Origin of the sequence: Oceanobacillus caeni (genome assembly GCF_042678465.1) — a bacterium.
Taxonomy (GTDB): domain Bacteria; phylum Bacillota; class Bacilli; order Bacillales; family Amphibacillaceae; genus Oceanobacillus; species Oceanobacillus caeni.
Window position 1 is genome coordinate 307,228 of record NZ_JBHTKV010000001.1, and the last position, 25,451, is coordinate 332,678.

The following is a 25,451-nucleotide window of genomic DNA, read 5'->3' on the forward strand; positions in this document are numbered from 1 at the left end:
TCTCACCCCTCCATATTTGTCTTTCCATTCCATTTTAATGACATTTAAATTTAATAATCAAATATTCTAGCTTTGAATGTCCGAAACAATAGAATGAACAATATTGATAGAAGAGTATTCACCTTTTGAATACTCTTCCAGTCTATATTTCTTCGCAAATAAGATTTTGTCTATTTCTGATACGGAATAACCTTTCTTATATAAATCCATTACAGAATCGTATATTCCTCGTAAGTTATCTAACTTAGTTTCCAATTTTTCTCTTCCATCGGGTAAATAACCGGCATGAGAACAGTACATCGCTCCAAAATCTAATTTCAGTAACGTTTGAATGGAGTTCATCATCTTTGAAATAGATTCGGTTTTCATGAGTACTTTAACTGTAGGTAAAATATAAATATCTCCTGAGAACAATCTACCAGTTTCCTTGTTAAATAGGGATACATGATCATCTGCATGCCCCGGTGTATAAAATGCTTCCCATTCTAAATTTCTTGATTGTATACTTTCCCTTAATGGCAAGGGGTGGAATTCTTCTCGAATCCCCCATGCTATTTGACGATATTCAGGATAGTCAGCAGGTTTCTCACATACCGTAATCCCCTTTGGGTAAATATAAATGGGGACATTTTTGTTTTTTTGAATCCATGAAGCTGTACCTGCATGATCCTCATGACTATGGGTTAACGTAACCAAATCAAAATCGTACTGGTCGTAAAAAGCTATTAATTCATTTTCTAATATTTTTGGACCCGTATCGATTAGCATTCCATCTACCAAATATAGATAAACAGTATTTTTACTTGGCGTCACTGCCTTTACACAGGTCACATTTTCATGATTTGTAATATCTATCATTTTGTTGAATCCCTCCTATTGCTTATCCAATGTAAGCAATAGATATTAAAATTTCAGTGGGGATGAAATGAAGAAATCCCTCACTAAAATTTCGATTTAATTCACCGTTATTTTTGATCTCTTATTTCTTCTTTCTCGAATTTCTAATTTTGCAATATCACGAATGTGTACTTGATCTGGCCCATCCACAATTCGAAGTGTTCGTGCATGTGCATAATGCTCTGCTAATGGGAAGTCTTGAGAAACTCCTCCACCACCATAAACCTCAATCGCACGATCAATTACATTTAGAGTCGCTCGGGGAACCGCAACTTTTATCATCGCAATCTCCTTGCGTGCTGCTTTTGCACCATACTGATCAATCTTATGAGCAGTGCTAAGTGTTATTAATCTTGCTTGTTCAATTTCCAATCTACTTTCTGCAATTTGAGCACGTACTACATCCTTATCAATTAGGTTAGATCCAAATGCCTCCCTCTCCTCCGCACGATCAATTAATAAATCCAAGGCACGTTCCGCTTGTCCAATAGCACGCATTGCATGGTGAATTCTTCCAGGCCCTAATCTACCTTGAGCGATTTCAAATCCACGACCTTCGCCTAATATTAAGTTAGATACCGGTACTCGTACATTATTATAGTGCACTTCCGCATGACCTGTAGGAGCATGGTCATAACCAAATATTTTTAATGGGCGTTTAATTTCTACCCCAGGCGTATCCATGGGAACTAATACCATCGATTGCTGTTTGTAGGTCTCCGCACTAGGGTCTGTTTTCCCCATAACAATGGCAATTTTACATCTAGGATCAATAGCTCCTGTTGACCACCATTTTTTTCCGTTGATAACGTATTCATCGCCATCACGAATAATTTCAGTTTGTATATTCGTCGCATCAGAAGAAGCAACAGAAGGTTCCGTCATCGAAAAGATAGACCGAATTTCACCTTCTAATAATGGAGTTAGCCATTTTTGTTTTTGTTCTTCATTACCATACTTAATTAAGACCTCCATATTTCCGGTATCAGGAGCATTACAATTAAAGATTTCTGGAGCAATTAGAGATCGCCCCATAATTTCACAAAGATGTGCATATTCATAGTTCGTTAATCCCTTGCCATATTTTTCATCCGCATAGAAAAGATTCCATAATCCTTGTCTTTTTGCATTTTGTTTCAGTTCTTCAATAATTGGTGGAATTGTCCAACGGTCCTCAGCAGTTTCCAAGTATGCTTCTACTTCTTTTTCTGCAGGGTATACATACTCTTCCATGAAGTCAATCAGTTCTTCTCTGAGTCGTTCTGCATAACTTGATATTTCCTTTAACATACAAACTCCTCCTTTAAATAAAATTAATGAAGTCATGATAATAAATATACTTTCAGCCATCCCCTATCAAATGGCTGATAGCGGAGCACTCCGCTATATTCTGATTATTAGGAAATGTGTATACCTAAAATTCTAACATCGTTCTATTTTAAACACAATGTTGGTTTTATAATATTCTATAAATTCGTATAATAATTCAGGGTATTAAGCAGAAATATGAAACTTAGAGTACATTTTATTTTCATTTACCTTCGATTACTAGATTACGTTGTAAATATATTCTTATTTCTTCCGGGATAGGCTGAGATTGTTGTCTTGAATAATTGAAACTAACCATTGTGGCAGTAGCTCGAACAACCACTTTATTGGTATCAGCATGTGTAATAACATGATTAAAAGTAAAACTTTTGTTTCCTATATGAGATACAGTCGTATTTACTTTAAGAATTTCCCCCGCGTATGCTTGAGAGATATAATCACATTTGGTTGAGGCTAAAATAAAATTATTTAAAGATAGACCCTCCGTTCCATTAAAGTCCAGCCGTAAGTTACGATTAAAAAACCTTGTTCTGGCTTCTTCTAGGTATAAAAAATAACTTGTATTATTCACATGACCAGCAGCATCTGTCTCACTGAACCGTACATACACTTCAATCTCATTAGCTTCCATATTCTCCTCCATTTTAAATATACTCCCACCTTACTTCTTCGTTTCCCCAGAAGCTTGAGGTGGGAGTATTATCTTTTTCTTCCTACTACTATTCTTTTTCAATAATTGTTGCTATTCCTTGACCTCCACCAATACATGCCGTTATAAGTGCATACTTTCCTCCTCTTCTTTGTAATTCATAAGCCGCTTTCGTAACAAGGATGGCACCGGTTGCTCCAAGTGGATGACCATGTGCAATCGCACCACCATTTACATTTAGTTTTTCAGGGTTAAATGATAGTTCGCGGTCACAAGCAATTACTTGTGCAGCGAAAGCTTCATTTAGCTCGATAATATCCATATCATCTATTTGTAGGCCCGATTTCTCCATCACTTTCTTGGTTGCTGGTACAGGTCCAATCCCCATTATATTAGGATCAACTCCTGCCACAGCAGTTTCACGAATAACCGCTAACGGTTTTAGACCTTGTTCTTCTGCTTTTTCACGGGACATGATTACAAGAGCAGAAGCTGCATCATTCAGCCCTGAACTTGATCCAGCTGTAACCGTTCCATCTTTAACGAAGGCAGCAGGTAGTTTTGATAAACCTTCTATTGTTGAATTTGGACGGGGATGTTCATCTTTTTTAAATATAATCGGCTCTCCTTTTCTGACCGGAACTGAAATGGGAACAATTTGTTCATCAAACCGACCGTCTTCCATAGCGATTGCCATTCTTTGTTGACTTCGAAGAGCAAATTCATCCTGCTCCTTCCTTGTAATATTATATTTTTCAGCTAGATTTTCCGCAGTTATCCCCATAGGAGGATCTCCAATTTCTTTTGGAGAAAGTTGAGAACTTCTAAATTTTGGCGGCGTTGCTGCATAAGGCTTTTCCGGCCGATCCATAAGATAAGGTGCTCGACTCATACTTTCCGTTCCGCCTGCTATATACACATCACCTTCACCAGCTCTAATTGCCTGTGCCGCTAATGCAACTGCATTAATTCCTGATCCACATTGTCTGTCAATGGTTAATCCTGGCAGATTAATAGATAATCCAGCTTGTAAAGCAGTTAACCTAGCAATATTTCCACCACCACTTAAAACATTTCCAAAAATCACATCATCAATTTCTTCTGGATTAACCTTGGCACGTTTGACCGACTCTTTAATTACCTCTGCACCATATACATGAGCTGGAACAGTAGCCAACGCTCCACCTTGTCTAGCAATTGGTGTCCGAACAGCTGAAACAATAACTGCATCTCTTTTCATTCTTTTACACTCCTGTTCTATTTATAAACTTTAAATCTTACCTGACCTTTTATAGCCGCTTTTCCATTATCTTTAAGAGCAACCACATCAAAATTTAAGTAATCTTCATGAACTTCATCTAAAACTGCTTTCAACGTAATAACATCATCCAAAAAGACCATATCTGCAAACCGAATCTTATAATCTTGAATAAATCCTTCTTCTAGATAAGGCGTAAATAATTTAGATAGATTTCCCATTGTCCACATGCCATGGGCGATAATTCCTGGTAAACCTGCTTTTGTAGCTTCCTTGTCAATAGTGTGAATAGGGTTAAAGTCCCCTGAAGCTCCAGCGTATTTAATTAAATCAAGACGAGATACAGGATTCAGCTGAACTTCACTTAATGTATCGCCTTTCTTTAAATCTATTAAACGGTTCATTTAACCAATTCCTTTCTAACCGCTTCCGTAATAATGACAGTTTGATTTTCTGTGAAAATAGTATTTCCTTCTTCATCTTCTCCGTATCTTTTTAAAACTATAAAACCTAGCAAACCGATACTAGCTTTCTTTTCATAATAATCTGCTACCTCTGTAAAACAATAAATGGTTTCACCAACGAGTAGTAGTCGTTTATAATGATATGTCTGCTCACCATGAATTAACCCAACATTTGGAAGATGTAATTCTTCTATTTCACCGTAATCAAAGACTCGGGGAAAAGTTGGTGGTGCAATATTTCCTTTATACCTTGACTTTTTTCCATATTCTTCATCTATAAATAATGGATGTGAATCCCCTATAGAATCCGCAAATCTTTTTACCATGCCCATTTCCACAATATTTTTTACTTTTTCGGATTTTTTTCCGATTACATTTTTATACAATAAAGTTCCCTCCACTATTAATCTTTTGGACCTCCAGCTACATAGATTACTTGCCCATTGACAAAGCCAGATTTTTCATCCGCATAGAAAGCTACTGCATTCGCGATATCCGAAGGCTTTCCACTGCGACCAACAGGAATTTGCTCTACACTTAACCGTACCATCTCGTCAAAAGAAATACCGATTCTTTCTGCCGTTGCTTTCGTCATATCTGTTTCAATAAATCCCGGCGCAATGGCATTAGCGGTAATTCCATATTTACCTAATTCTATCGCTAGAGTCTTTGTAAATCCTTGTATACCTGCTTTTGCAGTTGCGTAATTCGCTTGCCCACGATTACCTAATGCTGAAGTGGATGAAATATTAATAATCCTTCCAAACTTATTTTTAACCATGTACTTTTGTGCTGCACGAGTGGCATGAAATGCACCCTTCAAATGAACATTCATGACCTGGTCCCAATCATTATCAGTCATTTTAAATAGTAAATTATCCCGAATAATGCCAGCATTATTCACAAGAATATCGAGTGAGCCAAAACGACTAACCACTTCTTCCATTGACTCTTCTACTTCATTAGCATGAACAACATCTACTACTTTTGTATAAATTTCATATCCTTCCTCTTTGAATTCTTGTGCCATTTCCCTTAAAGCCTTTTCATTAACATCTACAACTGCTACCTTTGCCCCTTCTTCGGCAAATAATTTTGCAATACCTTTTCCTATTCCACGGCTTCCACCTGTGATATAAGCTACTTTTTCATTAAATCGGTTGGACATAATTCTTATTCCCCCTAGTTATTATAAATATTGTCCTAATTTCACATTACCTTTTAGTAAATTTCTAGAAATGATTAAACGTTGTATTTCATCCGTTCCATCATAAATTCTCCATAGTCTAGCTTCCCTGTACCAACGTTCGATTGGTAATTCTTTGGTATACCCCATTCCACCGTGGATTTGAAGGACACGATCAATGACACGATTTCCCATGTTTGCTCCATATAATTTCGCCATTGATGCTAAATGACGATTATCTTCTCCATTATCTAAGGTAAAAGTCGCATTTAAAACAAGCCATTTTGCAGCTTCAATCTCAACTGCAGAATCAGCAATTTGCCACTGAATTGCCTGTCTATCAGCAATTGGCTTACCAAATGTCTCCCGTTCTTTTGAGTAATCGATTGCCATTTGTAACAATCTCTCTGATGCACCTACTGCTGTTGCGCCGACAACCCATCTTGCAAAACCGATCCATTCTAAACCAAGTTGATACCCATTATCAACTTCCCCTAAAATGTTTTCTTCCGGTACTCTGACATTGTCAAATACTAATCCAGCTGGTCCCCATTCTCCCATCGTATGAATATATTCTGATTTCCATCCCATATCACGATCTACAATAAAACAAGTAACCCCTTCTCTTCCTGTGCGAGCATGTTTCTCTTTATCCGTAATAGCCATCACCATCACAAAATCTGCTTCATTCCCACCTGTAATAAATGTCTTTTCTCCATTAATAACCCACTCGTTGCCATCTTTTACTGCTGTCGTTTTAATATTTCTCGTATCTGAACCTGCACCTGGTTCGGTCATCGCAAAGCATGACTTCTTATCCCCATTTATGGTAGGAATAAGATATTTTTTCTTTTGTTCATCATTTCCATAGTAAAGAATATTATCTGCTGTACCTCCAAACTGGAATGGCACAAAGGTCTTGGATACCTCCATAATTACAAGTGCCATCATCATTTGTCCTAAATCTGCTCCACCATATTCAGCAGGAGTATTGATTCCCCAAAATCCTGCCTCTTTCGCTTTTAATTGAAGCTCTTTTAACTTTTCATTTGATAGACTAGGTCTGCCCTCTCGTTCATTTCTTAGTACCTCGTTTTCAAGTGGAATTAACTCCCTTTCTACAAATTTCCTAATCGTTTGTTGTACCATCTTTTGTTCATCTGTTAAACGTAAATACATGTTATCCTCTCCTATTCTATTAGTTATAAGTTTAAAATCTGCATACTAACTAGTAAGTATGTTTCTATTAAAAAAAGGAAAATTATGATGTTATACCCCTCTTCATTTATTATATTTCGCTGAATCTCAAATTTTCCCTTTATTTTACTATAAAATAATATTAATCAACGGGATAAGTTCCAACTTCACCATTTTCTACGATTCCAGCATCATATTCCCATTGTAATGCACCATCTTCGGCAATCCCTTCAAGAGGAAGAACCAATTCTTCTTCAGATAGATTCTGAATCCCTTCGTTAACTGCTTTCATAATGGCTTTTCTATCTTCAACAGTACCTGCTGCCTTCATGGCTCCCACCAATACATATAAACTCTGATAATTTAATGCCGTTTCCGAAGTCGCATAAGGCTCATTATAAAGTTCTTTATATTTCTCAACAAAAGTAGTACTTGCATCCGTATTTAAGTCTTCTATAGGAAGAGAGCCAATAGAACCAGTTAACATCTCATATCCTCCCAAGAATCCTGACATTTCTTCAAGCTTTGCTTGATCCATAATCATAAAGCCACCTTCAAATCCCAATTCCTTTGCCTGCTTAATTACAAGCGCAGTTGGTTCAGATGGTCCGCCGACAAAAAGAACATCGGGGTCTGTAGCTAAAGCGTTTGTCATGATTGTAAAATAATCCGTTTCCTTCGCGAAGTCTATCTCTGTCTTGTAAATTATTTCTCCACCTTTTTCTTCCCAAACTGGAACAATTGATTCAGACCAATCTTTCCCATACTGAGAATTCGTTGGAAGTAATGCCATCTTAGTCCCAAAGTTTTCCATCATATAATTACTATATGGTTCAGACCAAATATTGTATTTAGGTGGAATGCCAATCATCAATTCATTTCCTTGCTCATATTGTCTTGGCTCACTTGTATACGCCATGATTATAAAATTGTCCTGTTCATTATATACCTGTGTCGCAAACACACCCCCACTATGTGGAATCCAAACGGCCACAGGTTCATTCTCTGAAACCATTCTTTTTACGTTGACACCTGTCTCGTTCGGTAAATATTTATCGTCAAGTGCTACAATTTCAATCTTATAGGTGGTTCCATCTACGTCAAAACCGGTTTCATTAATTTCATTTGCAGCCATTTCCAATCCATTTAAAACATTTAAGCCATATTGCGCACCTGGGCCACTTAACGGTCCGCTGTATCCTATCTCTACAACTTTTTCTCCCTCTTTCACTTTCGGTGTTTTTACTTCCACCTCACTTGCTTCCGTACTCTCGGCATCATTATCCGTTGATTGGTTATTTGAGACATCAACACATCCAACTAAAATCAAAGCAATTAAAAGTAAACCAAATAAGGAAATCTTCTTTATATTGAACATTTCATTCCCCCTACTTTAAATTCTAGTAAGCTGTCAATCTATTACTAATTATTTATATTACGGACAAAGATTATTATTCGAGTGGTACAGAAATTACTTCTCCATCTTTAACGGCACCAGCATTAAATTCCCACTGTAGGCTTCCAACATCATTGATCTCATTTAGCGGTATAACCATTTTCTCCACTGGAACATTTGGTATTCCTTCATTTACAGCATCCATAATCTCTTTCGGTTTATCAACTGTACCAGCAGCCTTCATTGATTCAACTAATACATATAGTGATTGGTAACTTAATGACGAATCCGCTGTCGCAAACTTTTCTTTATAAACCGATTTATATTTCTCTACAAATATATTACTAGCTTCCGTATTATACTCTTCAATTGGATAGGCACCAATAGAACCATTCAACATATCATAGCCCTCTTCTAGAAATCCCGACATTTCTTCAATTTTAGCCTGGTCCATCACCATAAAACCATCTTCAAATCCTAAGTCTTTTGCCTGTTTAATTACTAGAGATGTTGGTTCAGAAGGTCCTCCAACAAATAGAACATCTGGGTTTGTATTTAATGCATTTGTCATAACCGTAAAATAATCAGTTTCCTTGGCAAAATCAATTTCACCTTCATATACAATTTCTCCACCCATTTCTTCCCAAACCGGCTTAATTACATTAATCCAATCCTTACCATACTGGGAATTGGTAGGAAGTAGGGCCATTTTATTCCCGAAGTTCTCCATCATGTACTTACTGAATGTCTTGGGCCATATATTATACTGTGGGGAAACGCCAATCATCAGTTCATTTCCCTGTTCATACATCCTAGGTTCGCTTGTCTGTGCCATTATGATTAAATCCTCTTGTTCATTAAAAACCTGTGTTGCAAATACCCCTCCACTATGAGGAATCCACACCGCTATCGGATCATTTTCTGAGATCATTCGCTGAACATTCACACCGGTTTCATTTGGTAAATACTTATCATCCAATGCAACAATTTCAATTTTATACGTTTTTCCATCCACCTCAAAACCCTCTTGATTGATCTCTTCAGCTGCCATTTCCAGTCCATTTAATACATTAATATGCTTCATTTTTACCCTCCTTTTTGGAAGTAAATCTATGCACCAATATAGGCCTTACGTATTTCTTCATTATTGAATAGTTCATTACTAGTACCCTTCACAACGATACGACCATTTTCAATGACATATCCTCTATCTGCAATTTTCAATGCAGCACTAGCATTTTGCTCTGCTAAAAGTATGGTAGTGCCTTCTTGATTAATTTGCTGAATAATTTCAAACATCTGTTTTACTATAAGTGGTGCTAAACCTAGTGACGGTTCATCCAACAGGAGAAGTTTGGGTTTCGCCATTAAAGATCTACCAATGGCAAGCATTTGTTGTTGACCACCACTTAATGATCCAGCCGCATCGTCTTTTTTATCAGCTAAAATCGGGAATAATTCATATACGTGCTCCGTTGACTTCTTAATCTCAGTTTTATTTTTTCTATGAACATATGCACCCATTTGCAAATTCTCATATACTGACATTTCAGGAAATAGTTTTCTACCCTCTGCGCATTGAACAATTCCTAACTTGACAAGTTTGTCAGGGGATATACCGTTTACCTTTTGATCCAAAAAGCGAATTTCTCCATTACTTGACTTATTTAGACCACTAATAGCGCGGAAAATAGTACTTTTCCCTGCACCATTAGCCCCTAATAGAACTACCAATTCACCATGACTAACATCCATATTAATTTGCTTTAGTGCAGTAAACGAACCATACTTTACTTCTAAATCAGATATTTTCAACTTCAACTGACTCATCTTCGTCACTCCCTAAATATGCTTCAATAACAACAGGATTGTTTTTAATCTCATCCGGAGTTCCTTCAGCAATTCGTTTACCTTGGTTTAAGACCATTATTCGATTAGCTAAGGACATAATCATAGACATTTTGTGTTCGATTAAGCATACCGTAAGCCCGCTATCTGCCATCTTTTGTATTAATGAACTGAGCCCATCTGTTTCATCTGGATTAACACCAGCAGCAGGTTCATCCAATAATACAAGCTCTGGATCCGTTGCAAGTGCAAGTGCAAATGCAACTCGCTTCTTCTGTTCCTGACTAATATTCGCAATTGGTTCATTCGCTAATTCCGTCAATTCCACAAAATCTAATGCCTGATATGCCTTTTCCATGCTTTCCTTTTCTTCCCTTATCTCTCTTTTCGTCCGCAAAATTGCATCCCAGAGACCCGACTTCGTTCTTAAACGATTACCGATGATGACATTATCAAGAACGGTTGCATCCTCAAATAAATTCGTTGTTTGAAATGTTCTTGCAATCCCCAACCTGGCAATTTTATTAGGGGGCATTTTTGTAATATCATTACCATTGAATGTAATCTTTCCTGAAGTAGGAGGGTGAAAACCGCTAATCAAGTTAAAAAATGTTGATTTTCCTGCACCATTAGGTCCTATAATTGCATGAATATCCCCCTTTTCCACCTTAAGGTCAACTTGATCCACTGCCTGTAATCCACCAAAAGTTTTAGATAAATTATCCACTATTAATACCATTAGCCAACCTCCTTCACATCGGGATAACCTTCATTGGAACCAGGCTTTTTCCTTCTCTGTCTTATTTTTCTTTTAATACCTTCTATCGCACCAACTATGCCATTTGGATAAAAAATGACAATAATAAGCAAAATTGGCCCAAATAAGAGCATTTTGTATTCTTGCATAAATTGAAGTGATTGGGTAAGGAATACAATCAAAAGTGTACCTATAATTGGACCTGATAACGTACCTAAGCCACCGATGACAAGATAAATCAACATTTCAAACCCTAAAAATATAGCTCCTACCTCTGGTCCAATAAATCGTACAAAGGATGCATATAAGGCACCCGCAATAGCTGCAAAGAAACAGGAAATAACGAAGGCTAGAAGTTGATTTTTCTTTGTAGAAATACCTATCGTTTGGGCAAGTTCTTCACTGTTTCGAATCGCAATAAAAGTACGCCCCAGTAAGGAATGAACAATTCTTTTCGTTATAAAAATAGTTAAAATAAGAAAGAACAGAAATAAATAATATTGTGATGTTAGACTTTCAAAAGTGATCGGCCCAATCGGAGTCGGTCCAGGTATTCCAATTAGTCCCCTTACTCCTCCTGTTAATGTATCCCACTTATCAATAATCAAATAAATAATATATCCTACACACATCGTATAAATTGCAAAGAAGTGGCCATTTGTCCTAAGGGAAATTAGACCTACCAAGAATCCAAGGATAATAGACAACACACCAGCAGCTAAAAATGCAAGCCAAAAATTCCATTCAGCCTTTACTGTCAATAATCCAAGTGTATAAGCACCTATTGCAAAGAAACCAACATGAGCTAGTGACAAGTTTCCAGTATATCCTGTAAAAATATTTATTCCGTACACACTAATACTCCAAATGCAGACTAATGCTAGAACATGTAAGATATATTCATTCGGTACGATGAATGGCATGATAAGAGCTAGAACCAACACGAATATTAAACCATTGCGTTTGGATAATAATTTTTCCATTAATTAACCCTCCCTGGGAATAATCCTGTTGGTTTTACAGATAAAATTATTACTAACAACACAAAAGCTATGATGTCTTTATAATCCCCAGAAATATATGTGGCACCAAAACTTTCAACAATTCCTAAAATATAGCCTGCTATAATGGCACCCGGAATACTTCCCATACCACCGATAATGATAATGACAAACGCCTTCATAATGACTAGATCCCCCATACCCGGAAATACTAGATTTATTGGAGAGGCTAATGTTGCAGCAGCTGCAGCCAATATACCAGATATTGCGAAGGTTAACATAGCTACCGTATTAGCATTAATTCCAACTAAAAATGCCCCCTCTCTGTTTTGCGCCATTGCGACAATCGCGGAACCTATCATCGTTCTAGTTAAAAATAGATGGAGAATTATCATGATAATCACTGTAGCAACAATAACAATCAAACGTTGCTGAGTCACAGTAATACCTAGTAAATTTATTGCATTTCCATATGGACTTGACATCTGTTGATAATTTGGTCCCCAAATAACTTGTGCAAAGGCTACTAGAAATAACAGAATCCCAATTGCTCCCATCATTTGATGTAATGCTTCAGCCTTTCTCAATGGATGGAAAATGATACGTTCCGATAATACGGCGAGAGAGGCAATAGCTAACATGGATATAAACATTGCAATCCAATATGGAATTCCAAATATAGTCATTACGGTCAGGGTGACATATGCCCCTACCATGTAAAAGGCACCTTGTGCAAAATTGGGAACATGTAGGATACCAAAAACCATGGTTAAGCCAAGAGCTACCAAACTGTACACGCTACCATTAGATAAACCATTTAATAGCTGCTGAAAAAATAAATCCATTTTCCCCCTCCTAAAAAAATCCCGAATTATGTTACATTTTCTAAAGTCTTTTGACTTCCCCTATCATCTGCTTCGTGTAAGTGGTACTGTTCCATTTTCTTTATGATTTCTTCCGATGGACTCTCTGTCACTAGAGACACAACCACCATCGATACAATGGATAATGGAAGACCAATTAGTATTTCAGAGTTATAAGGCATCTCAAAAAAGGAAAAGGCAATTATAAAACTACTTCCTCCAACTAAAATTCCAGCTATTGCACCTTGAACATTTGCCCGTTTCCACCAAATTCCTAAAACCATAGGGCTAAATAACGCTGCAACCATAAAACCTACTGCACTGTATAAAGTACTACCAAATATTCTGGGGGGTTTAATGCTAAAACCATTACTACAATACCGATTATCCAGGTTACAACCGTAGACATGAACAACGTTTTCTTTTGATTTGCCTTAGGATTTATTACTCCTTTATACAAGTCATATGCAACTGCACTACTTATAGCGAGCAATAGGGAATCCGTTGAGGACATAACTGCTGCCATAATTCCAGCAGCAATAATTCCCATCATAATTGGACCAAACATACTTTCCGCTATTAATAACAACCACATATCGGATGCATAATTTTGCAATACTGCTTCCCCAAATGTTCCAATAAAAGGAGCAGTTAAAAAGGTTAACCCTAACATCAATATTCCATAGATTAACATGCTGATGTTTAAAGATAATTTTGCAGACCTGGCATCTGTTGAGGTAAAGATACGCATAACTAAATGTGGTGTTATACAAACCGCTGTTGCCCATGTAACAAATGCACCTAAATACCCTACTATCGGCACAGTAGTACCCACTGTTCCTAAAGTAGGATTCCGGGTTGCGGACTCTTTAAAGAAATCCATCCATGATGTTGGTAGATGAATAATACATGCAGTAAACAAACTTAATGTAATGAGGATCATTAGAGAACCTTGAAGTAAATTCGTCCATGTAACGGCCAACATCCCACCCATCGACACGTATAAAATAAAGACTAATGCAATAACGACTAATCCCCATTCATAGGACAAGCCTGTAACATAAGATGTAATCAATCCACCTGCCTTCATCTGAGACATCAGATACATCCCTGACCCTAATATAATTACAATTGGTACTGCAATTTTAATGATTTTATTCCCACCATATCTATCATTAAGAAATTCAGGTACAGTAACCTTTCTTGAATTACGAAGAGGTCTTGCAACTAAAATACTTGCTAAAGCAAAACCTACAATAGAACCTACTGTCATCCAGGTTAAAAAAGGAATTCCCAACTGCCATACAGAACCTGGACCAGCCATAAAAGAACCGCCACTTCCCAATGCAGCAAGGATTGCTAAAGAATTCGCTACTGTTCCAACATTTCTCCCTGCTGCATAATAATTATCAACCCCTGAATCAGAGGTAGAGATTCTTTTTTGCGCCCAAATACCCAACAAGATACAAAACAATATATAGAAAATGATTATCGTAACCTCTATAAATTTCAACGTTATAGCCTCCTAATTTTATCTGTCGGTTGAATCTATAAGCGTTAATATGATTCCAGTTATTGGTGCAAGTAAGAAAAGCAGTGCTCCTCCCCATGCAAGTAGCGATACATTGAGAATTTTTATTTCATGTGTCCAAGGGAGGAAAAACATAACAACATATACTACAATACCTATAAAGAAAATTCCGTCTTTCTTCGGTATTAGAAACCAACTATCTTTCCCCATACGAAACCTCCAATTAAAAAATTATTTATATAGAAAACGCTTCCACTTTTGTTTTGTAATAAGCTGTAGTAAAACTGCAAACCTAAACCGTGGATACGCTGTAATGTTCCAAGGTGATTCGGGACTCATTTCTGTAAATTTCCTTAGTATGATTGGTAGTTCCGCAGAGTTACTTTTGTTGTACCCTATAGATAAGAATGAAATTCCTTTGAAGTTGTGAGCCGTTCCTAATAAATTAGCAAAGATACGAGTAATTGGATCATTAGAAACATAGATTACATTTATGGAAAAATTTTTAGTCTTAATAATAAATTGTTCATTGTTAGGATCGTACATAATATTTGGCGGTGCTTTTTCTATTTTATAGTCCATTCCTTGTTTTCCAATAATTTGCTTAAACAATTGAAGCGCCTCTTTTTGGGATATATTTGCATATACTTCCCATTTCCGATTAAACATCTATATCCATTTCCCCTTTCAACACTCCAGTAAAGAATCATCTCGTTTAAAGGTTTAATGTTCCGCCATCAATAATCAGAGTTTCACCAGTAATAAAGGATGCCTCATCAGATGCAAGGAATAAAACAGCATTAGCTATTTCTTCCGGTTTCCCAATTCGTTTTAATGCATTCGCAGTCGATAATATCGGCCACTTATCTGTTTTCTTCCAATCCTCAACCATATTTGTATCTGTTATCCCTGGAGCTATTGCATTTACACGTATATTCTTTCTTCCAAATTCTGTAGCAGCCGTTCTGGTTAATGCCATCACACCACTTTTGGATGCAGAATAAGCAGATACAAGTTTTTGCCCCTTAATACCTGCGATACTCGCTGTATTAACTATGGAACTTCCTGCTTCCATTTTCGGAATAACGTACTTCATTCCGAGAAAGACACCCGTAATATTTATATCCATTACCTTTTCCCATTCTTCTATGGAAACATCTGGTAGTTTCTTTTCTTCACTATTGACCCCAGCATTGTTGAAGAAAATATCGATTCTTCCAAACACACCGATTGCTCGATCTACCATATTCTTAACTTCCCCAGCTTTCGTCATATCACAACGAATGTGCTCTGCTTCTCCACCGTTTTCCTCAATGATTGCTGCCGTCTTCCTAGCCGCTTCTTCCCTGACATCAGCTACAACTACTTTTGCTCCCTCTTTTGCAAATCGAACAGCTGTAGTTCTCCCAATATCCCCTCCACCACCAGTAATAATTGCTACCTTATTCTTTAAACGCATGTCATCCATCCTTTCTGATCAATGAACTAACCAGTTAGTATTTTCTATTTGTTTTTTAATCTCTTTAATTCTTGCTCCCTAAGTTCTCGTTTTAAAAGTTTTCCTACACTTGACTTTGGAAGATAGTCACGAAATTCTATCAATCTTGGAACTTTGTAAGCTGCTAAATTTTTACGACAAAATGTAATAACTTCTTCTTCTTTTATTGACTTATTTTCTTTTAATGTAATATAAGCTTTTACAGTTTCTCCTCTATATTCATCCGGAATACCAATTACAATTGCCTCTTTAACCTGTGGAATTTGATAAATTACTTCCTCAATTTCTCTTGGATAGATATTATAACCGCCAGCAATGATCATATCCTTTTTGCGATCGACAATGTAAAAGTACCCATCTTCATCCATATAGCCTATGTCACCAGTGTGCAACCAACCATTCTTTAATGCTACCTCTGTTTCCTCCGGATTATTCCAATACCCTTTCATCAATTGGGGACCCCTGACTATAATCTCTCCATTCGTTTTAAATGGGGCTTCTTCTAATCCATTATCTGTTTCCACCACTACCTTAGCTTCGGTTAATGGCAAAGGAACACCTACACTACCTATTTTCATTTTGGAATGCGGATTACTTATGGCACCAGAAGTCATTTCTGATAATCCATATCCATCAGAAAGATATGAATTCTTTCCCATTAATTTTTCAAATTTGGTATAGGTTTCCAACGGCAACGGTGAACTTCCGCAAAAAAACACTTTAATATGTTCTAACCCGTACGTTTCAACGTTAGGAAAATGAAGCATAGAGATAAACATAGTAGGTACACCAAAAAAGAACATTGGTTTTTCCTTCTTAATTACATGTAATACGGTCTCTGTCTCAAAACGTGGTAAGATGATTTGTTTATATCCAAATAGATAACCTGTCATTGTAACACTTGCTAGACCGAAGATATGGAATAATGGTAAAAAACTTATGACCACACGATTTGCAGTTTCATCGTTTTTAAATTCTTTTAATAGAAACTCATTAACTAGCTCAGTTTGATTAACAAAATTTTGATGGGTTAACATAACGCCTTTTGATCTCCCTGTTGTTCCACCTGTATATTGGAGCAAGGCAATATCTTCTTTAGGATTTATTTTTATATGTGGAGCTTGAGAATGATATGTATTTATAAAATCATCAAAGAACATATCATTCTCATGCAGTTTAATATTTCTTTTTTCGGTAAACTGAACAACGATTATTTTTTTTAGAGAGGTCTGAGGCTGGACTCTTTTCACTCGTTCATAAACCGAGTCATGGCAAATCATAAATTCAGCTTCTGTATCATTCAATTGGTACTCGAGTTCCCTTTCTACATACATCGGATTTGTTTGAACAACTATTCCACCTAACCGAACAACACCAAAAACAGAAAATACATACTGTGCACAGTTTGGTAACATAATCGACAATCGGTCACCCTTCTCCAATCCTTGCTCGAAAAGGCTACTTGCTAACTTTTCGGATATTTCCTGAGCCTCTTTGTAGGTCCAGGATTCATTTTCAAATTGAAGGGAAATTTCATTTCTAAATCTTTTAACTGCACTATTTAATAATTCCGTTAAAGTTCTTTCCTTAATTTTCATATTAGGATCTACATTTTCAGGATAGAACTCTAACCATCTTTTTTCTTTTGAATTCACGACCTCATCTCCCTCGTATATATACTTTCTAAGGGAACAGCTTACGTAACTCACCTTAAAACTTAAGGAATGGCGATTAGTTTTCCATAAGTCTTACGGTCCGCAAGTACTTCTAAAGCATCTGGAACATTTTCAAAAGGAAATTCTTTATAAATTAATGGGCGGACAGCTCCTTCATTGTATAGGTTCACTATATTATCATGAATTTTCCTAGTCTCTTCTGGATATTTTCTAGCGAATAATCCCCAGTGAACACCAACGATAGAGTAATTTTTAACTAATGCATGGTTGACTGGGGCATCTGGGATTCGTCCACCAGCGAAACCAATGACTAAAATACGCCCATCAAAGGCAATACATTTGCGCGAACGATCAAATACGTCTCCTCCGACAGGGTCATAAATAACATCTGCACCTCGACCATTTGTTTCTTTCTTAACAGTAGAAACAAAGTCTTCGGAAGTATAGTCAATAACAACGTCTGCTCCCAAATCCTTACAGACTTTTACTTTCTCTGGACCACCCGCAGTTGCAATAACTTTTGCTCCTATTGCCTTACCTAACTGAATAGCGGCAGAGCCAACTCCTCCAGCTCCCGCATGGACGAGAAGGACTTCTCCCTTTTGTAGTTTTGCCCGATAAAATAAAGCATAGTAGGACGTTTGGTACGTGATAAACATTCCAGCGGCTTCACTTGCCGATATCGAATCAGGAATAACATAAACAGAATCCTCCGAAACACTAACAAACTCAGATAATCCTCCATTTGGAAGGGGCGGTGTAGCAATTACACGCTGTCCTACTTTAAGTTCTGAATTACCTCCTACCTCACAAATAATTCCTGATATTTCTGCCCCTAGTGTAAATGGAAGGGGAGGTTTTTCCTGATATTTCCCTTGACAAAGTAAAATATCAAAAAAGTTTAATGATGACGCTTCAACTTCTATTAATACTTCTCCTACCTTTACCTCTGGACGTTCCGTTTCTAACAATTCCAATACATCTCTAGGTTCACCTAATCTAGTCACTTTCCAGCTACGCATTTCTGTTCCTCCTAACATTTTAATTCTTAAATAATATAAAGAAGACTTCCATCAGTAGGGGTTTTCCTTCATCCCCCACTGATGCCTTATCGGACCTTTACGGGTAGTTTATCTACCACCAAGCTTATTTGCTTCCCCAGAAGCTTGAGGTGGGTCTTACTTCCCGTTTAGGTGGGTAAAATACTAAACGTACAGTATGTTTCTAGGTTCATTATATAATTTGTTTTTGTAATATTCAATATATTTTTACAGTATTTCTTTAAAAACCTGTTGGCCAATTAGCTAACTTCCTCTCACTAAGAGACCCATTTTTAGCACATGCATATTCTAACGTCTGAATTAAAAACTTTCTTGTGTCTCTTGGATCAATAACATCATCAATTAAATATTTACCAGCAGCTTTATATGGTGAACTGTCAAATCCCCAGTTTTTCAGTAACTCTAAGCGTTCTTCTTTTTTATTCTCGGTATTTTGTAATTGACGACCATATACTACATTAATGCCAACCTCTGGTCCCGTAAAATTAATTTCGGCTGTCGGCCAGGCTACAACAAAATCGGCTCCCATCGTCGGACCGCACATATTGCCATATGCTGCACCAATACTTTTTCGAATAATAATAGAAATCTTTGGTACAGTAGATTGTGCTAGTGCTTGATTCCACATCATAATTTTTGTAGGCATTTTAAGTTTTTCCGCGTCACTAGATACCCGAAAACCAGAAATATCATGTAAAAAAATTAACGGAATATTATATGAATCACATAGACAAATAAAATCTGTTGCTTTTTCACATTCATTGGGACCAGCTGCGCCTGCAAACTGCATAGGTTGATTTGCTACAATACCGACAACTTTACCATTCATTCTCGCTAAGACAGTAATTAATGCTTTTCCAAATGTTGGCTTCATTTCAAAGTAATCTTCATTATCTACAATCAACTTAATCACTTTTTTCATGTCATAGGCACGTTTACGATTTGTTGTAACGATATCGACTACTTTGTCTAAACTTCGATACGGTTCATCATTTGTCTCTTTGCATCTTGGTTCTTTACCAGCATGTTGTGGCATATAGTCTAGGAATTTTTTTATACTTTCAATTGAATCCTCTTCATTTTCCGAAAACTGATCTACTTGTCCCGTATACTTCGCATGAACATCCCATCCACCAAGTTCTTCGTTTGTTACTTTTTCTCCTGTTGCCACCTCTAACATCCTTGGTCCAGCAACAGCCATTGTTGTTCCCTTGACCTGTGTTACAAAATCAGAGGATACCGCTAGCCATGTTGGACCACCAAAACTATCTCCCAAGATGGATGTTACCATAGGAACTTCTCGCTGATGTCGTAACATTACTTGTGGGAATAGCATTTGACTAATACCGTCAGAACCCATTCCATCGGGCATGCGTAGTCCTCCACCTTCCATTAAATTTATTAAAGGGAATCCTCGTTTAAAAGCATATTCATGCAGTGCCTTCGTCTTTCGGAAATATACAATTCCTTCTGTTCCAGCAAATACGGTTTTATCTGCAGCTTGCACAACTACCGGGCGACCATTAACCTTTGCGAGACCAGTTACAATACCATCACCAGCACTTTTATGTTCCATGCCCTCTTGATCAGAATGTGCTAGTAAACCTAACTCTAAAAAAGAGCCTGGGTCCACCAATTTATTAATTCGTTCCCTTGCTGTAAAAAAGCCAAGCTTATGCTGTTGTTTTATTTTCTCTTTTCCACCTCCTAACTTTGCAATTTCTTTTCTATTTAATAACTCTTTAATTTCTTTTTCCATATATGATCTCCTTTTAGAAATTCTAGTAAGATTCAATGCATCTTGGAAGGCACCTTCACGAATTATTACTCCTTAATTTATCTGATTGAGCAAATCTGACAAAATAATTAATTGAATCTGGATTACTCATGGCATCAACACTTGCAGCTTTTTCCACAGAAATACCTAATAAAATTTTACGAACCGGAATCTCCATTTTCTTACCAGTTAATGTTCTTGGTACTTCTTTAATAGCAAATATATCATCTGGTATGTGGCGTGGAGACACTTCTTCTTTTATTTTCATATTTATTTTTTTCTTCAACTTGTCTGTTAAATCAACTTCTCCGGATAATACCACAAATAATGGCATATAAGCTTGATGGAGATATCCACTTAAGTCCACAACAAGACTGTCGAGCACTTCAGGTACAGATTCGACTGCATTATAAATCTCACTTGAACCACTTCTTACTCCCATTCGATTAATCGTTGCATCCGACCTTCCATAAATGACAGCACTACCACGTTCCGTTATTTTTAATAGGTCTCCATGTCTCCATACTCCAGGAAAATAATCGAAATAGCTTTCCTTATATCTTTTATCATCTGGATCATTCCAAAAGTAAAGCGGCATGGAAGGGAATGGCTTTGTAATGACCATTTCACCTATTTCACCTGTGACCGGCTTTCCGTTGTCATCATAGGAATAAACAGAAACCCCCAAGCATCTAGAAGGAATTTCACCAGCATGAATTGGTGATAGGGAGTTTCCAGCCACTATTCCTGCAGCTATATCTGTACCACCGCTAATAGGGGCTATCCTCACCCTCTTTTTTACATAATCATATACCCACTTAAATCCCTCTGGTGATAAAGGAGCTCCTGTATATGCAAAGGTATTCAGATTAGACAAGTCGTATGTTTCACCCGGTTTTATACCTACTTTCATACAATTTAGGATATGGCTGGGGCTAGTTCCAAAGATTGTCATTTTTGTTTTTTCAGCTAATCTAAAGAGAACGCCGTGATCTGGATACGAAGGACTTCCATCATATAAAACAACCGATGCGCCTGTAACCATAGCTCCTACCACACTATTCCACATCACCCAGCCGGTAGTTGTATACCAAAAGAATCGATCATTCGAAGTTATGTTTGATTGCAGATTTACGGATAAAAGAGAAAGTAATATTCCCCCATGCCCTTGAACAATTGGCTTTGGTAAACCAGTTGTACCGGACGAGTATAAAATCCATAGTGGGTGATCAAAGGGTACTCTCTCAAACGTTAGCTTGGCGGGAAGTCCGATTATTTCCTTCCAAAAAGTTCTTTGTTCTATACCACTCATATCAGGATCTTGATTTAAGTATGGTACTACGACTACTTTTTCAACACTAGGCAAATTTTCAACTAATTTTGAAACAGTTTCAATTCTGTTAAAAGGTTTTCCATTATACCTGTATCCATCAACAGTAAATAATACTTTTGGTTCAATTTGTTTGAAACGACCAAGAGTACTTCCAACACCAAATTCCGGAGCACAGCTGGACCAAATGGCTCCAATGCTTACAGTAGCAAGGAACGCTATAATGGTTTCAGGTATATTCGGCATATATGCAACAACACGGTCACCTTTTTTAACACCAATGGATTTTAAATAAGCTGCAATCGAAGCAGTCTTATCCAATAATTCAGTCCAACTTAATTCTGATAAAGGTTGATTCTCAGATGTGTAGAAAATGGCTGTTTTATCCTTTTTGACATTTCGTAATATATGCTCTGCATAGTTAAGAGTTGATCCAGAAAACCAATCGGCCCCTGGCATTATCTCTTTCTTTAAAACGGATTCATAAGGAGTATATGATTTCACTTGATAGTAATCCCAAATTGTCTCCCAGAACTCCTCCATATTATCAACAGACCATTTCCATAAATCTTCATATGTTTTCAGAGTAATATTTTTATTCATCCTCAACCATTTCTTATAATCCGTAATAGCTGCCCCTTCTATTTCCTTATTACTAGGACTCCAGAGTAATTCTCCTTCTTTAACAGTCATATTGCCTTCTCCCCTTTAAAAAGTTATTAATTTTCGGAATAAATTACCCATAGATGATGAATGCCGTTATTATTGCAAATATTAAGGCAATTAATGGTGCAATACAACATATCCAGAATACAGGTTTGTAACCTTCCTTGTGTGTCAATCCAGCGACTGTTAATCCAGTAACAACTGCACCATTATGAGGTAGGGAATCTAAGCCTCCTGAACTAATGGTAGCAATTCTGTGCAAGGCTTCTGGATCAACAAGAGTTGCATAGTGTCCACCTAGCGTATCCATGGCTATTCCTAGTCCACCTGAAGCTGATCCTGTAATACCAACAATGATATTTATTGCAATTGCGAATGAGATTAGTGGGTGACCAGGAATATTAAAAATAGCATCTTGTAACATTTGGAAACCTACTGTAGCTGAAACAACACTTCCAAAACCCACTACCGCACTAGTATTTAAAATTGGTGAAGCAACATTCATAGCACCAGTATTAAATGTTTTCATTGGCCGATCAATATATTTATAGAGTAGAATTCCAGCAGCAATCACTGCGATAGCCAATGATATTTCTATACTTAATTTAATGATATTTAGAAAGAGTAATAAGATAACCGATGGAATAATACTTAAAATAAAAGATGGATATTTTTGCTTGTTGTCAAATTTAAAAGTGTCATCCCCTTTTGTATCTTCATAACCCAAGTTCTTCATCTGATACCTCTTATCTTCTCGGCTTAACCACCAAAGGCCAAATGGTATAATAGTCAATGTTGCTACTATTCCGACAATTGGTGCTGCAGTTGCAGTAGTACCTAAATAATTAATAGGAATTAAATTTTGAATTTGCGGTGTTCCGGGAAGCATCGTCATCGTGAACGTACCAGAACCTAAGAATGCCGAACCAATAAATATTGGCCACGGAATATTTAGCTCTTTAAAAATGGGTCTTGCAATTGGCATGACTGCAAATATAACAACGAATAAACTAACCCCACCATAGGTTAATGCTCCGGTGATAGTCATAATTGCTATGATAACAGATAATCTACTTTTCTTACCTGTAACTTTTAGGATTCCTCTAGCTATACTAGTTGCAGCTCCACTATCTTCCATCACCTTACCAAAAAGGGCACCAAATAAGAATATTAAAAAGTAATTACCTACAAAACCAATAAACCCTTCTATATAATGGTTTGTCAAAGCCGCATCAATCGTAATCCCACTCGTTATTGCGACCAGTGCTGATACGGCTAGCGATATAATCAATAAATTAAATCCTTTTAATGCAAGAAATATTAGTAGTGATAATGCAACAATCGTCCCTACAACACTAGCAATTTCCATAATTATCCTCCCAATTTAATTACATAGGTTTACCCTTCCTTTTTCAAAAGTCTCCTTAATACTTTACCTGAGCTTGTGGCAGGTAAACTATCAATAAATTCTATAGCTCTTGGATACTTGTAAGCAGCCATTTTTTCTTTCGCCCATTCTATCATTTCATTCTCGCTTATTTTTCCTTTATAAGATGGTTTTAGCACGATAAATGCTTTAACGCTTTCGCCACGTTTTGGATCGGGAACACCAATACAAGCCACCTGAGAAATAGCTTCATGATCACTCATTAAAGCTTCAACATCTTCTGGAAATACACTGAAACCAGAGGATTTAATCATTTCTTTTACACGACCTAGAAAATATAAATAACCATCTTCATCAATACATCCAATGTCACCAGTGTATACCCAGCCATCACGTAATGTTTCTGCTGTTTCTTCAGGCCTATTTAAATATCCTTTAAATACACCTGGATTTTTTACCGCAATTTCTCCTTGTTTCCCTGGTGGAAGATCTTCTCCTGTTGCGAAATCAATAATTCGAAATTCTGTGTCGTATGTAGCGATTCCACATGAGCCAAATTTGATCTTTTCGATAGGCATAAAAGTATCGCATGTATGTGTTTCACTTAATCCGTACGATGCTTCAAGTACAACACAACCTTTTGTTAGCTTCTTCCAGGCATTTGCTAATTTTTCATCTACCTTCATACCAAAACTAGTTGCAAAATTTAATTCTAAGGATGAAAGATCTCTATTTTCAATACCAGGATAATTTAAAATAGCAGCATTCATCGTTGCAACGGAATAAAACTTATTAATCTTGTATTTCTCTATTGCTTGAATAGTAGCTTCCGTATCAAAACGAGTAAAGAGGACACAGAATAAGGCTTGGTATACAGGAATATTAACACCCATTACCATACCCGCAATATGGCATAGCGGAGCATTGGCTAGGGTTCTATCCCCTTCCCCCAATCTATAGCTATGAACAGTAGCTGCAGTTTTAAATAAAGCATTTCCATAGGTTAACATGGCAGCTTTTGGACGACCTGTCGTTCCTGAGGTAAATACCAATAACCCAACATCATTCCATATATCAATTTCCTCGGTCTTCGATAATGGATCGGTGGATTGAATTATGTTTTTCATGTCATAGGTATTATTTATAATCCTTTTTTCGATTGTTAATTCTTCAGGTAGCGGAAGTGTTAATTGCTCTGGAAGTAAATCTATATAATTAGTAGTTACTATAAATTCAAGGGATAGAGTTTCACTTTTTATGGATTCGATATGTTGATAAAGTTCTTGGGAAGAGATAATTGCTTTAATTTCAGCTTCAGATATAAAATAAATTAATTCAGACGGCTTATACATTGGGTTCAGCGGAACAACAATAGCACCTAGCATTTGAATAGCATAGTGTCCAATTAAATATTGTGGACAGTTTTGCATATAAAGCGCAATCCGATCCCCTTTGCCGATACCTTTACTCTGTAAAAAGCTTGCAAATTTTTGAGTATAATCACTTAACTGCTTCCAAGTGATTGTATTTCCATAATACAAATATCCGGGTTGATTTGGAAAATCTACCGCGTTTTGCATTAAATATTCATGGAGGGGTTTTTCACCTAAACGATAATTTAATGTTTTTGGAAGTTCTTTTGGCCAATTTTTTATTAATACGTCCTTCACTTTTCCTCCT

General features: G+C 36.8%; 25 protein-coding genes. All 25 read right to left on the bottom strand.

What is annotated here, in order from left to right; all coding sequences use genetic code 11:
* Window positions 1–66 precede the first annotated feature (66 nt).
* The gene (locus ACFQ18_RS01485; RefSeq protein ID WP_047184858.1) at window positions 67–858 is read right to left on the bottom strand and encodes an MBL fold metallo-hydrolase; all 792 of its coding nucleotides are present in this window, start codon (window positions 856–858) and stop codon (window positions 67–69) included.
* 96 nt (window positions 859–954) lie between these two features.
* Window positions 955–2,187: an acyl-CoA dehydrogenase family protein gene (locus tag ACFQ18_RS01490; protein ID WP_047184859.1), complete on the bottom strand. Its 1,233-nt coding sequence runs from the start codon at window positions 2,185–2,187 to the stop codon at window positions 955–957.
* Window positions 2,188–2,428: 241 nt separating this feature from the next.
* Entirely contained in the window at window positions 2,429–2,869 is a 441-nt protein-coding gene (locus ACFQ18_RS01495; RefSeq protein WP_379565558.1) for an acyl-CoA thioesterase, read from the bottom strand.
* 76 nt (window positions 2,870–2,945) lie between these two features.
* A complete protein-coding gene (locus tag ACFQ18_RS01500; RefSeq protein ID WP_047184860.1) occupies window positions 2,946–4,115 on the bottom strand; it encodes a thiolase family protein in 1,170 nt (389 codons plus the stop codon).
* Between the two features lie 17 nt (window positions 4,116–4,132).
* Entirely contained in the window at window positions 4,133–4,537 is a 405-nt protein-coding gene (locus ACFQ18_RS01505) for a MaoC/PaaZ C-terminal domain-containing protein (RefSeq protein ID WP_047184861.1), read from the bottom strand.
* On the bottom strand, window positions 4,534–4,983 hold the full coding sequence (locus ACFQ18_RS01510; protein WP_047184862.1) for a MaoC family dehydratase N-terminal domain-containing protein: 450 nt from the start codon (window positions 4,981–4,983) through the stop codon (window positions 4,534–4,536). Before ACFQ18_RS01510 ends, ACFQ18_RS01505 begins: the two co-directional genes overlap by 4 nt.
* 17 nt (window positions 4,984–5,000) lie before the next feature.
* Window positions 5,001–5,765, bottom strand: a complete 765-nt coding sequence (gene fabG / locus ACFQ18_RS01515) for a 3-oxoacyl-ACP reductase FabG (protein WP_047184863.1) — start codon at window positions 5,763–5,765, stop codon at window positions 5,001–5,003.
* 21 nt (window positions 5,766–5,786) lie between these two features.
* A complete protein-coding gene (locus tag ACFQ18_RS01520; RefSeq protein ID WP_047184864.1) occupies window positions 5,787–6,962 on the bottom strand; it encodes an acyl-CoA dehydrogenase family protein in 1,176 nt (391 codons plus the stop codon).
* 160 nt (window positions 6,963–7,122) lie between these two features.
* On the bottom strand, window positions 7,123–8,358 hold the full coding sequence (locus ACFQ18_RS01525) for an ABC transporter substrate-binding protein (RefSeq protein WP_145542810.1): 1,236 nt from the start codon (window positions 8,356–8,358) through the stop codon (window positions 7,123–7,125).
* 73 nt (window positions 8,359–8,431) lie between these two features.
* Entirely contained in the window at window positions 8,432–9,460 is a 1,029-nt protein-coding gene (locus ACFQ18_RS01530; protein ID WP_052771683.1) for an ABC transporter substrate-binding protein, read from the bottom strand.
* A gap of 26 nt (window positions 9,461–9,486) precedes the next feature.
* Window positions 9,487–10,206: an ABC transporter ATP-binding protein gene (locus tag ACFQ18_RS01535; protein ID WP_047184866.1), complete on the bottom strand. Its 720-nt coding sequence runs from the start codon at window positions 10,204–10,206 to the stop codon at window positions 9,487–9,489.
* On the bottom strand, window positions 10,178–10,963 hold the full coding sequence (locus tag ACFQ18_RS01540; RefSeq protein WP_047184867.1) for an ABC transporter ATP-binding protein: 786 nt from the start codon (window positions 10,961–10,963) through the stop codon (window positions 10,178–10,180). The genes ACFQ18_RS01535 and ACFQ18_RS01540 overlap by 29 nt, the downstream gene beginning before the upstream one ends.
* Entirely contained in the window at window positions 10,963–11,964 is a 1,002-nt protein-coding gene (locus ACFQ18_RS01545; protein WP_047184868.1) for a branched-chain amino acid ABC transporter permease, read from the bottom strand. The genes ACFQ18_RS01540 and ACFQ18_RS01545 overlap by 1 nt, the downstream gene beginning before the upstream one ends.
* On the bottom strand, window positions 11,964–12,827 hold the full coding sequence (locus tag ACFQ18_RS01550) for a branched-chain amino acid ABC transporter permease (protein WP_047184869.1): 864 nt from the start codon (window positions 12,825–12,827) through the stop codon (window positions 11,964–11,966). Before ACFQ18_RS01550 ends, ACFQ18_RS01545 begins: the two co-directional genes overlap by 1 nt.
* A 26-nt stretch (window positions 12,828–12,853) precedes the next feature.
* A complete protein-coding gene (locus ACFQ18_RS01555; protein WP_047184870.1) occupies window positions 12,854–13,153 on the bottom strand; it encodes a hypothetical protein in 300 nt (99 codons plus the stop codon).
* 5 nt (window positions 13,154–13,158) lie between these two features.
* A complete protein-coding gene (locus ACFQ18_RS01560; protein ID WP_047184871.1) occupies window positions 13,159–14,358 on the bottom strand; it encodes a sodium:solute symporter family protein in 1,200 nt (399 codons plus the stop codon).
* Between the two features lie 18 nt (window positions 14,359–14,376).
* Entirely contained in the window at window positions 14,377–14,586 is a 210-nt protein-coding gene (locus ACFQ18_RS01565) for a hypothetical protein (protein WP_047184872.1), read from the bottom strand.
* Between the two features lie 21 nt (window positions 14,587–14,607).
* Window positions 14,608–15,045, bottom strand: a complete 438-nt coding sequence (locus ACFQ18_RS01570) for a hypothetical protein (protein WP_047184873.1) — start codon at window positions 15,043–15,045, stop codon at window positions 14,608–14,610.
* Between the two features lie 46 nt (window positions 15,046–15,091).
* Window positions 15,092–15,835 (bottom strand): SDR family NAD(P)-dependent oxidoreductase, encoded by a 744-nt coding sequence (locus tag ACFQ18_RS01575; RefSeq protein ID WP_047184874.1) that lies wholly within the window; start codon window positions 15,833–15,835, stop codon window positions 15,092–15,094.
* Window positions 15,836–15,879: 44 nt separating this feature from the next.
* Window positions 15,880–17,529: a long-chain-fatty-acid--CoA ligase gene (locus ACFQ18_RS01580; RefSeq protein ID WP_240473196.1), complete on the bottom strand. Its 1,650-nt coding sequence runs from the start codon at window positions 17,527–17,529 to the stop codon at window positions 15,880–15,882.
* A 62-nt stretch (window positions 17,530–17,591) separates the two neighbouring features.
* Window positions 17,592–18,572 (bottom strand): NADPH:quinone oxidoreductase family protein, encoded by a 981-nt coding sequence (locus ACFQ18_RS01585; RefSeq protein ID WP_204797661.1) that lies wholly within the window; start codon window positions 18,570–18,572, stop codon window positions 17,592–17,594.
* Between the two features lie 259 nt (window positions 18,573–18,831).
* Window positions 18,832–20,370, bottom strand: a complete 1,539-nt coding sequence (locus tag ACFQ18_RS01590) for an acyl-CoA carboxylase subunit beta (protein WP_204797662.1) — start codon at window positions 20,368–20,370, stop codon at window positions 18,832–18,834.
* A 55-nt stretch (window positions 20,371–20,425) separates the two neighbouring features.
* Window positions 20,426–22,411, bottom strand: a complete 1,986-nt coding sequence (locus ACFQ18_RS01595) for an acetoacetate--CoA ligase (protein WP_047184877.1) — start codon at window positions 22,409–22,411, stop codon at window positions 20,426–20,428.
* 43 nt (window positions 22,412–22,454) lie between these two features.
* Window positions 22,455–23,753 (bottom strand): GntP family permease, encoded by a 1,299-nt coding sequence (locus ACFQ18_RS01600; protein WP_047184878.1) that lies wholly within the window; start codon window positions 23,751–23,753, stop codon window positions 22,455–22,457.
* Between the two features lie 29 nt (window positions 23,754–23,782).
* Window positions 23,783–25,441: an AMP-binding protein gene (locus tag ACFQ18_RS01605; RefSeq protein ID WP_225344029.1), complete on the bottom strand. Its 1,659-nt coding sequence runs from the start codon at window positions 25,439–25,441 to the stop codon at window positions 23,783–23,785.
* Between the last annotated feature and the right edge of the window lie 10 nt (window positions 25,442–25,451).

Bases quoted from the DNA above. Each gene is read 5' to 3' on its own strand.
- ACFQ18_RS01505 (WP_047184861.1), bottom strand. From the start codon at position 4,537: ATGAACCGTTTAATAGATTTAAAGAAAGGCGATACATTAAGTGAAGTT.
- ACFQ18_RS01525 (WP_145542810.1), bottom strand. From the start codon at position 8,358: ATGTTCAATATAAAGAAGATTTCCTTATTTGGTTTACTTTTAATTGCT.
- ACFQ18_RS01500 (WP_047184860.1), bottom strand. From the start codon at position 4,115: ATGAAAAGAGATGCAGTTATTGTTTCAGCTGTTCGGACACCAATTGCT.
- ACFQ18_RS01520 (WP_047184864.1), bottom strand. From the start codon at position 6,962: ATGTATTTACGTTTAACAGATGAACAAAAGATGGTACAACAAACGATT.
- ACFQ18_RS01535 (WP_047184866.1), bottom strand. From the start codon at position 10,206: ATGAGTCAGTTGAAGTTGAAAATATCTGATTTAGAAGTAAAGTATGGT.
- ACFQ18_RS01550 (WP_047184869.1), bottom strand. From the start codon at position 12,827: ATGGATTTATTTTTTCAGCAGCTATTAAATGGTTTATCTAATGGTAGC.
- ACFQ18_RS01485 (WP_047184858.1), bottom strand. From the start codon at position 858: ATGATAGATATTACAAATCATGAAAATGTGACCTGTGTAAAGGCAGTG.
- ACFQ18_RS01490 (WP_047184859.1), bottom strand. From the start codon at position 2,187: ATGTTAAAGGAAATATCAAGTTATGCAGAACGACTCAGAGAAGAACTG.
- ACFQ18_RS01590 (WP_204797662.1), bottom strand. From the start codon at position 20,370: ATGGAAAAAGAAATTAAAGAGTTATTAAATAGAAAAGAAATTGCAAAG.
- ACFQ18_RS01595 (WP_047184877.1), bottom strand. From the start codon at position 22,411: ATGACTGTTAAAGAAGGAGAATTACTCTGGAGTCCTAGTAATAAGGAA.
- ACFQ18_RS01545 (WP_047184868.1), bottom strand. From the start codon at position 11,964: ATGGAAAAATTATTATCCAAACGCAATGGTTTAATATTCGTGTTGGTT.
- ACFQ18_RS01530 (WP_052771683.1), bottom strand. From the start codon at position 9,460: ATGAAGCATATTAATGTATTAAATGGACTGGAAATGGCAGCTGAAGAG.
- ACFQ18_RS01565 (WP_047184872.1), bottom strand. From the start codon at position 14,586: ATGGGGAAAGATAGTTGGTTTCTAATACCGAAGAAAGACGGAATTTTC.
- ACFQ18_RS01555 (WP_047184870.1), bottom strand. From the start codon at position 13,153: ATGGTTGCAGCGTTATTTAGCCCTATGGTTTTAGGAATTTGGTGGAAA.
- ACFQ18_RS01495 (WP_379565558.1), bottom strand. From the start codon at position 2,869: ATGGAGGAGAATATGGAAGCTAATGAGATTGAAGTGTATGTACGGTTC.
- ACFQ18_RS01575 (WP_047184874.1), bottom strand. From the start codon at position 15,835: ATGCGTTTAAAGAATAAGGTAGCAATTATTACTGGTGGTGGAGGGGAT.
- fabG (WP_047184863.1), bottom strand. From the start codon at position 5,765: ATGTCCAACCGATTTAATGAAAAAGTAGCTTATATCACAGGTGGAAGC.
- ACFQ18_RS01585 (WP_204797661.1), bottom strand. From the start codon at position 18,572: ATGCGTAGCTGGAAAGTGACTAGATTAGGTGAACCTAGAGATGTATTG.
- ACFQ18_RS01540 (WP_047184867.1), bottom strand. From the start codon at position 10,963: ATGGTATTAATAGTGGATAATTTATCTAAAACTTTTGGTGGATTACAG.
- ACFQ18_RS01570 (WP_047184873.1), bottom strand. From the start codon at position 15,045: ATGTTTAATCGGAAATGGGAAGTATATGCAAATATATCCCAAAAAGAG.
- ACFQ18_RS01600 (WP_047184878.1), bottom strand. From the start codon at position 23,753: ATGGAAATTGCTAGTGTTGTAGGGACGATTGTTGCATTATCACTACTA.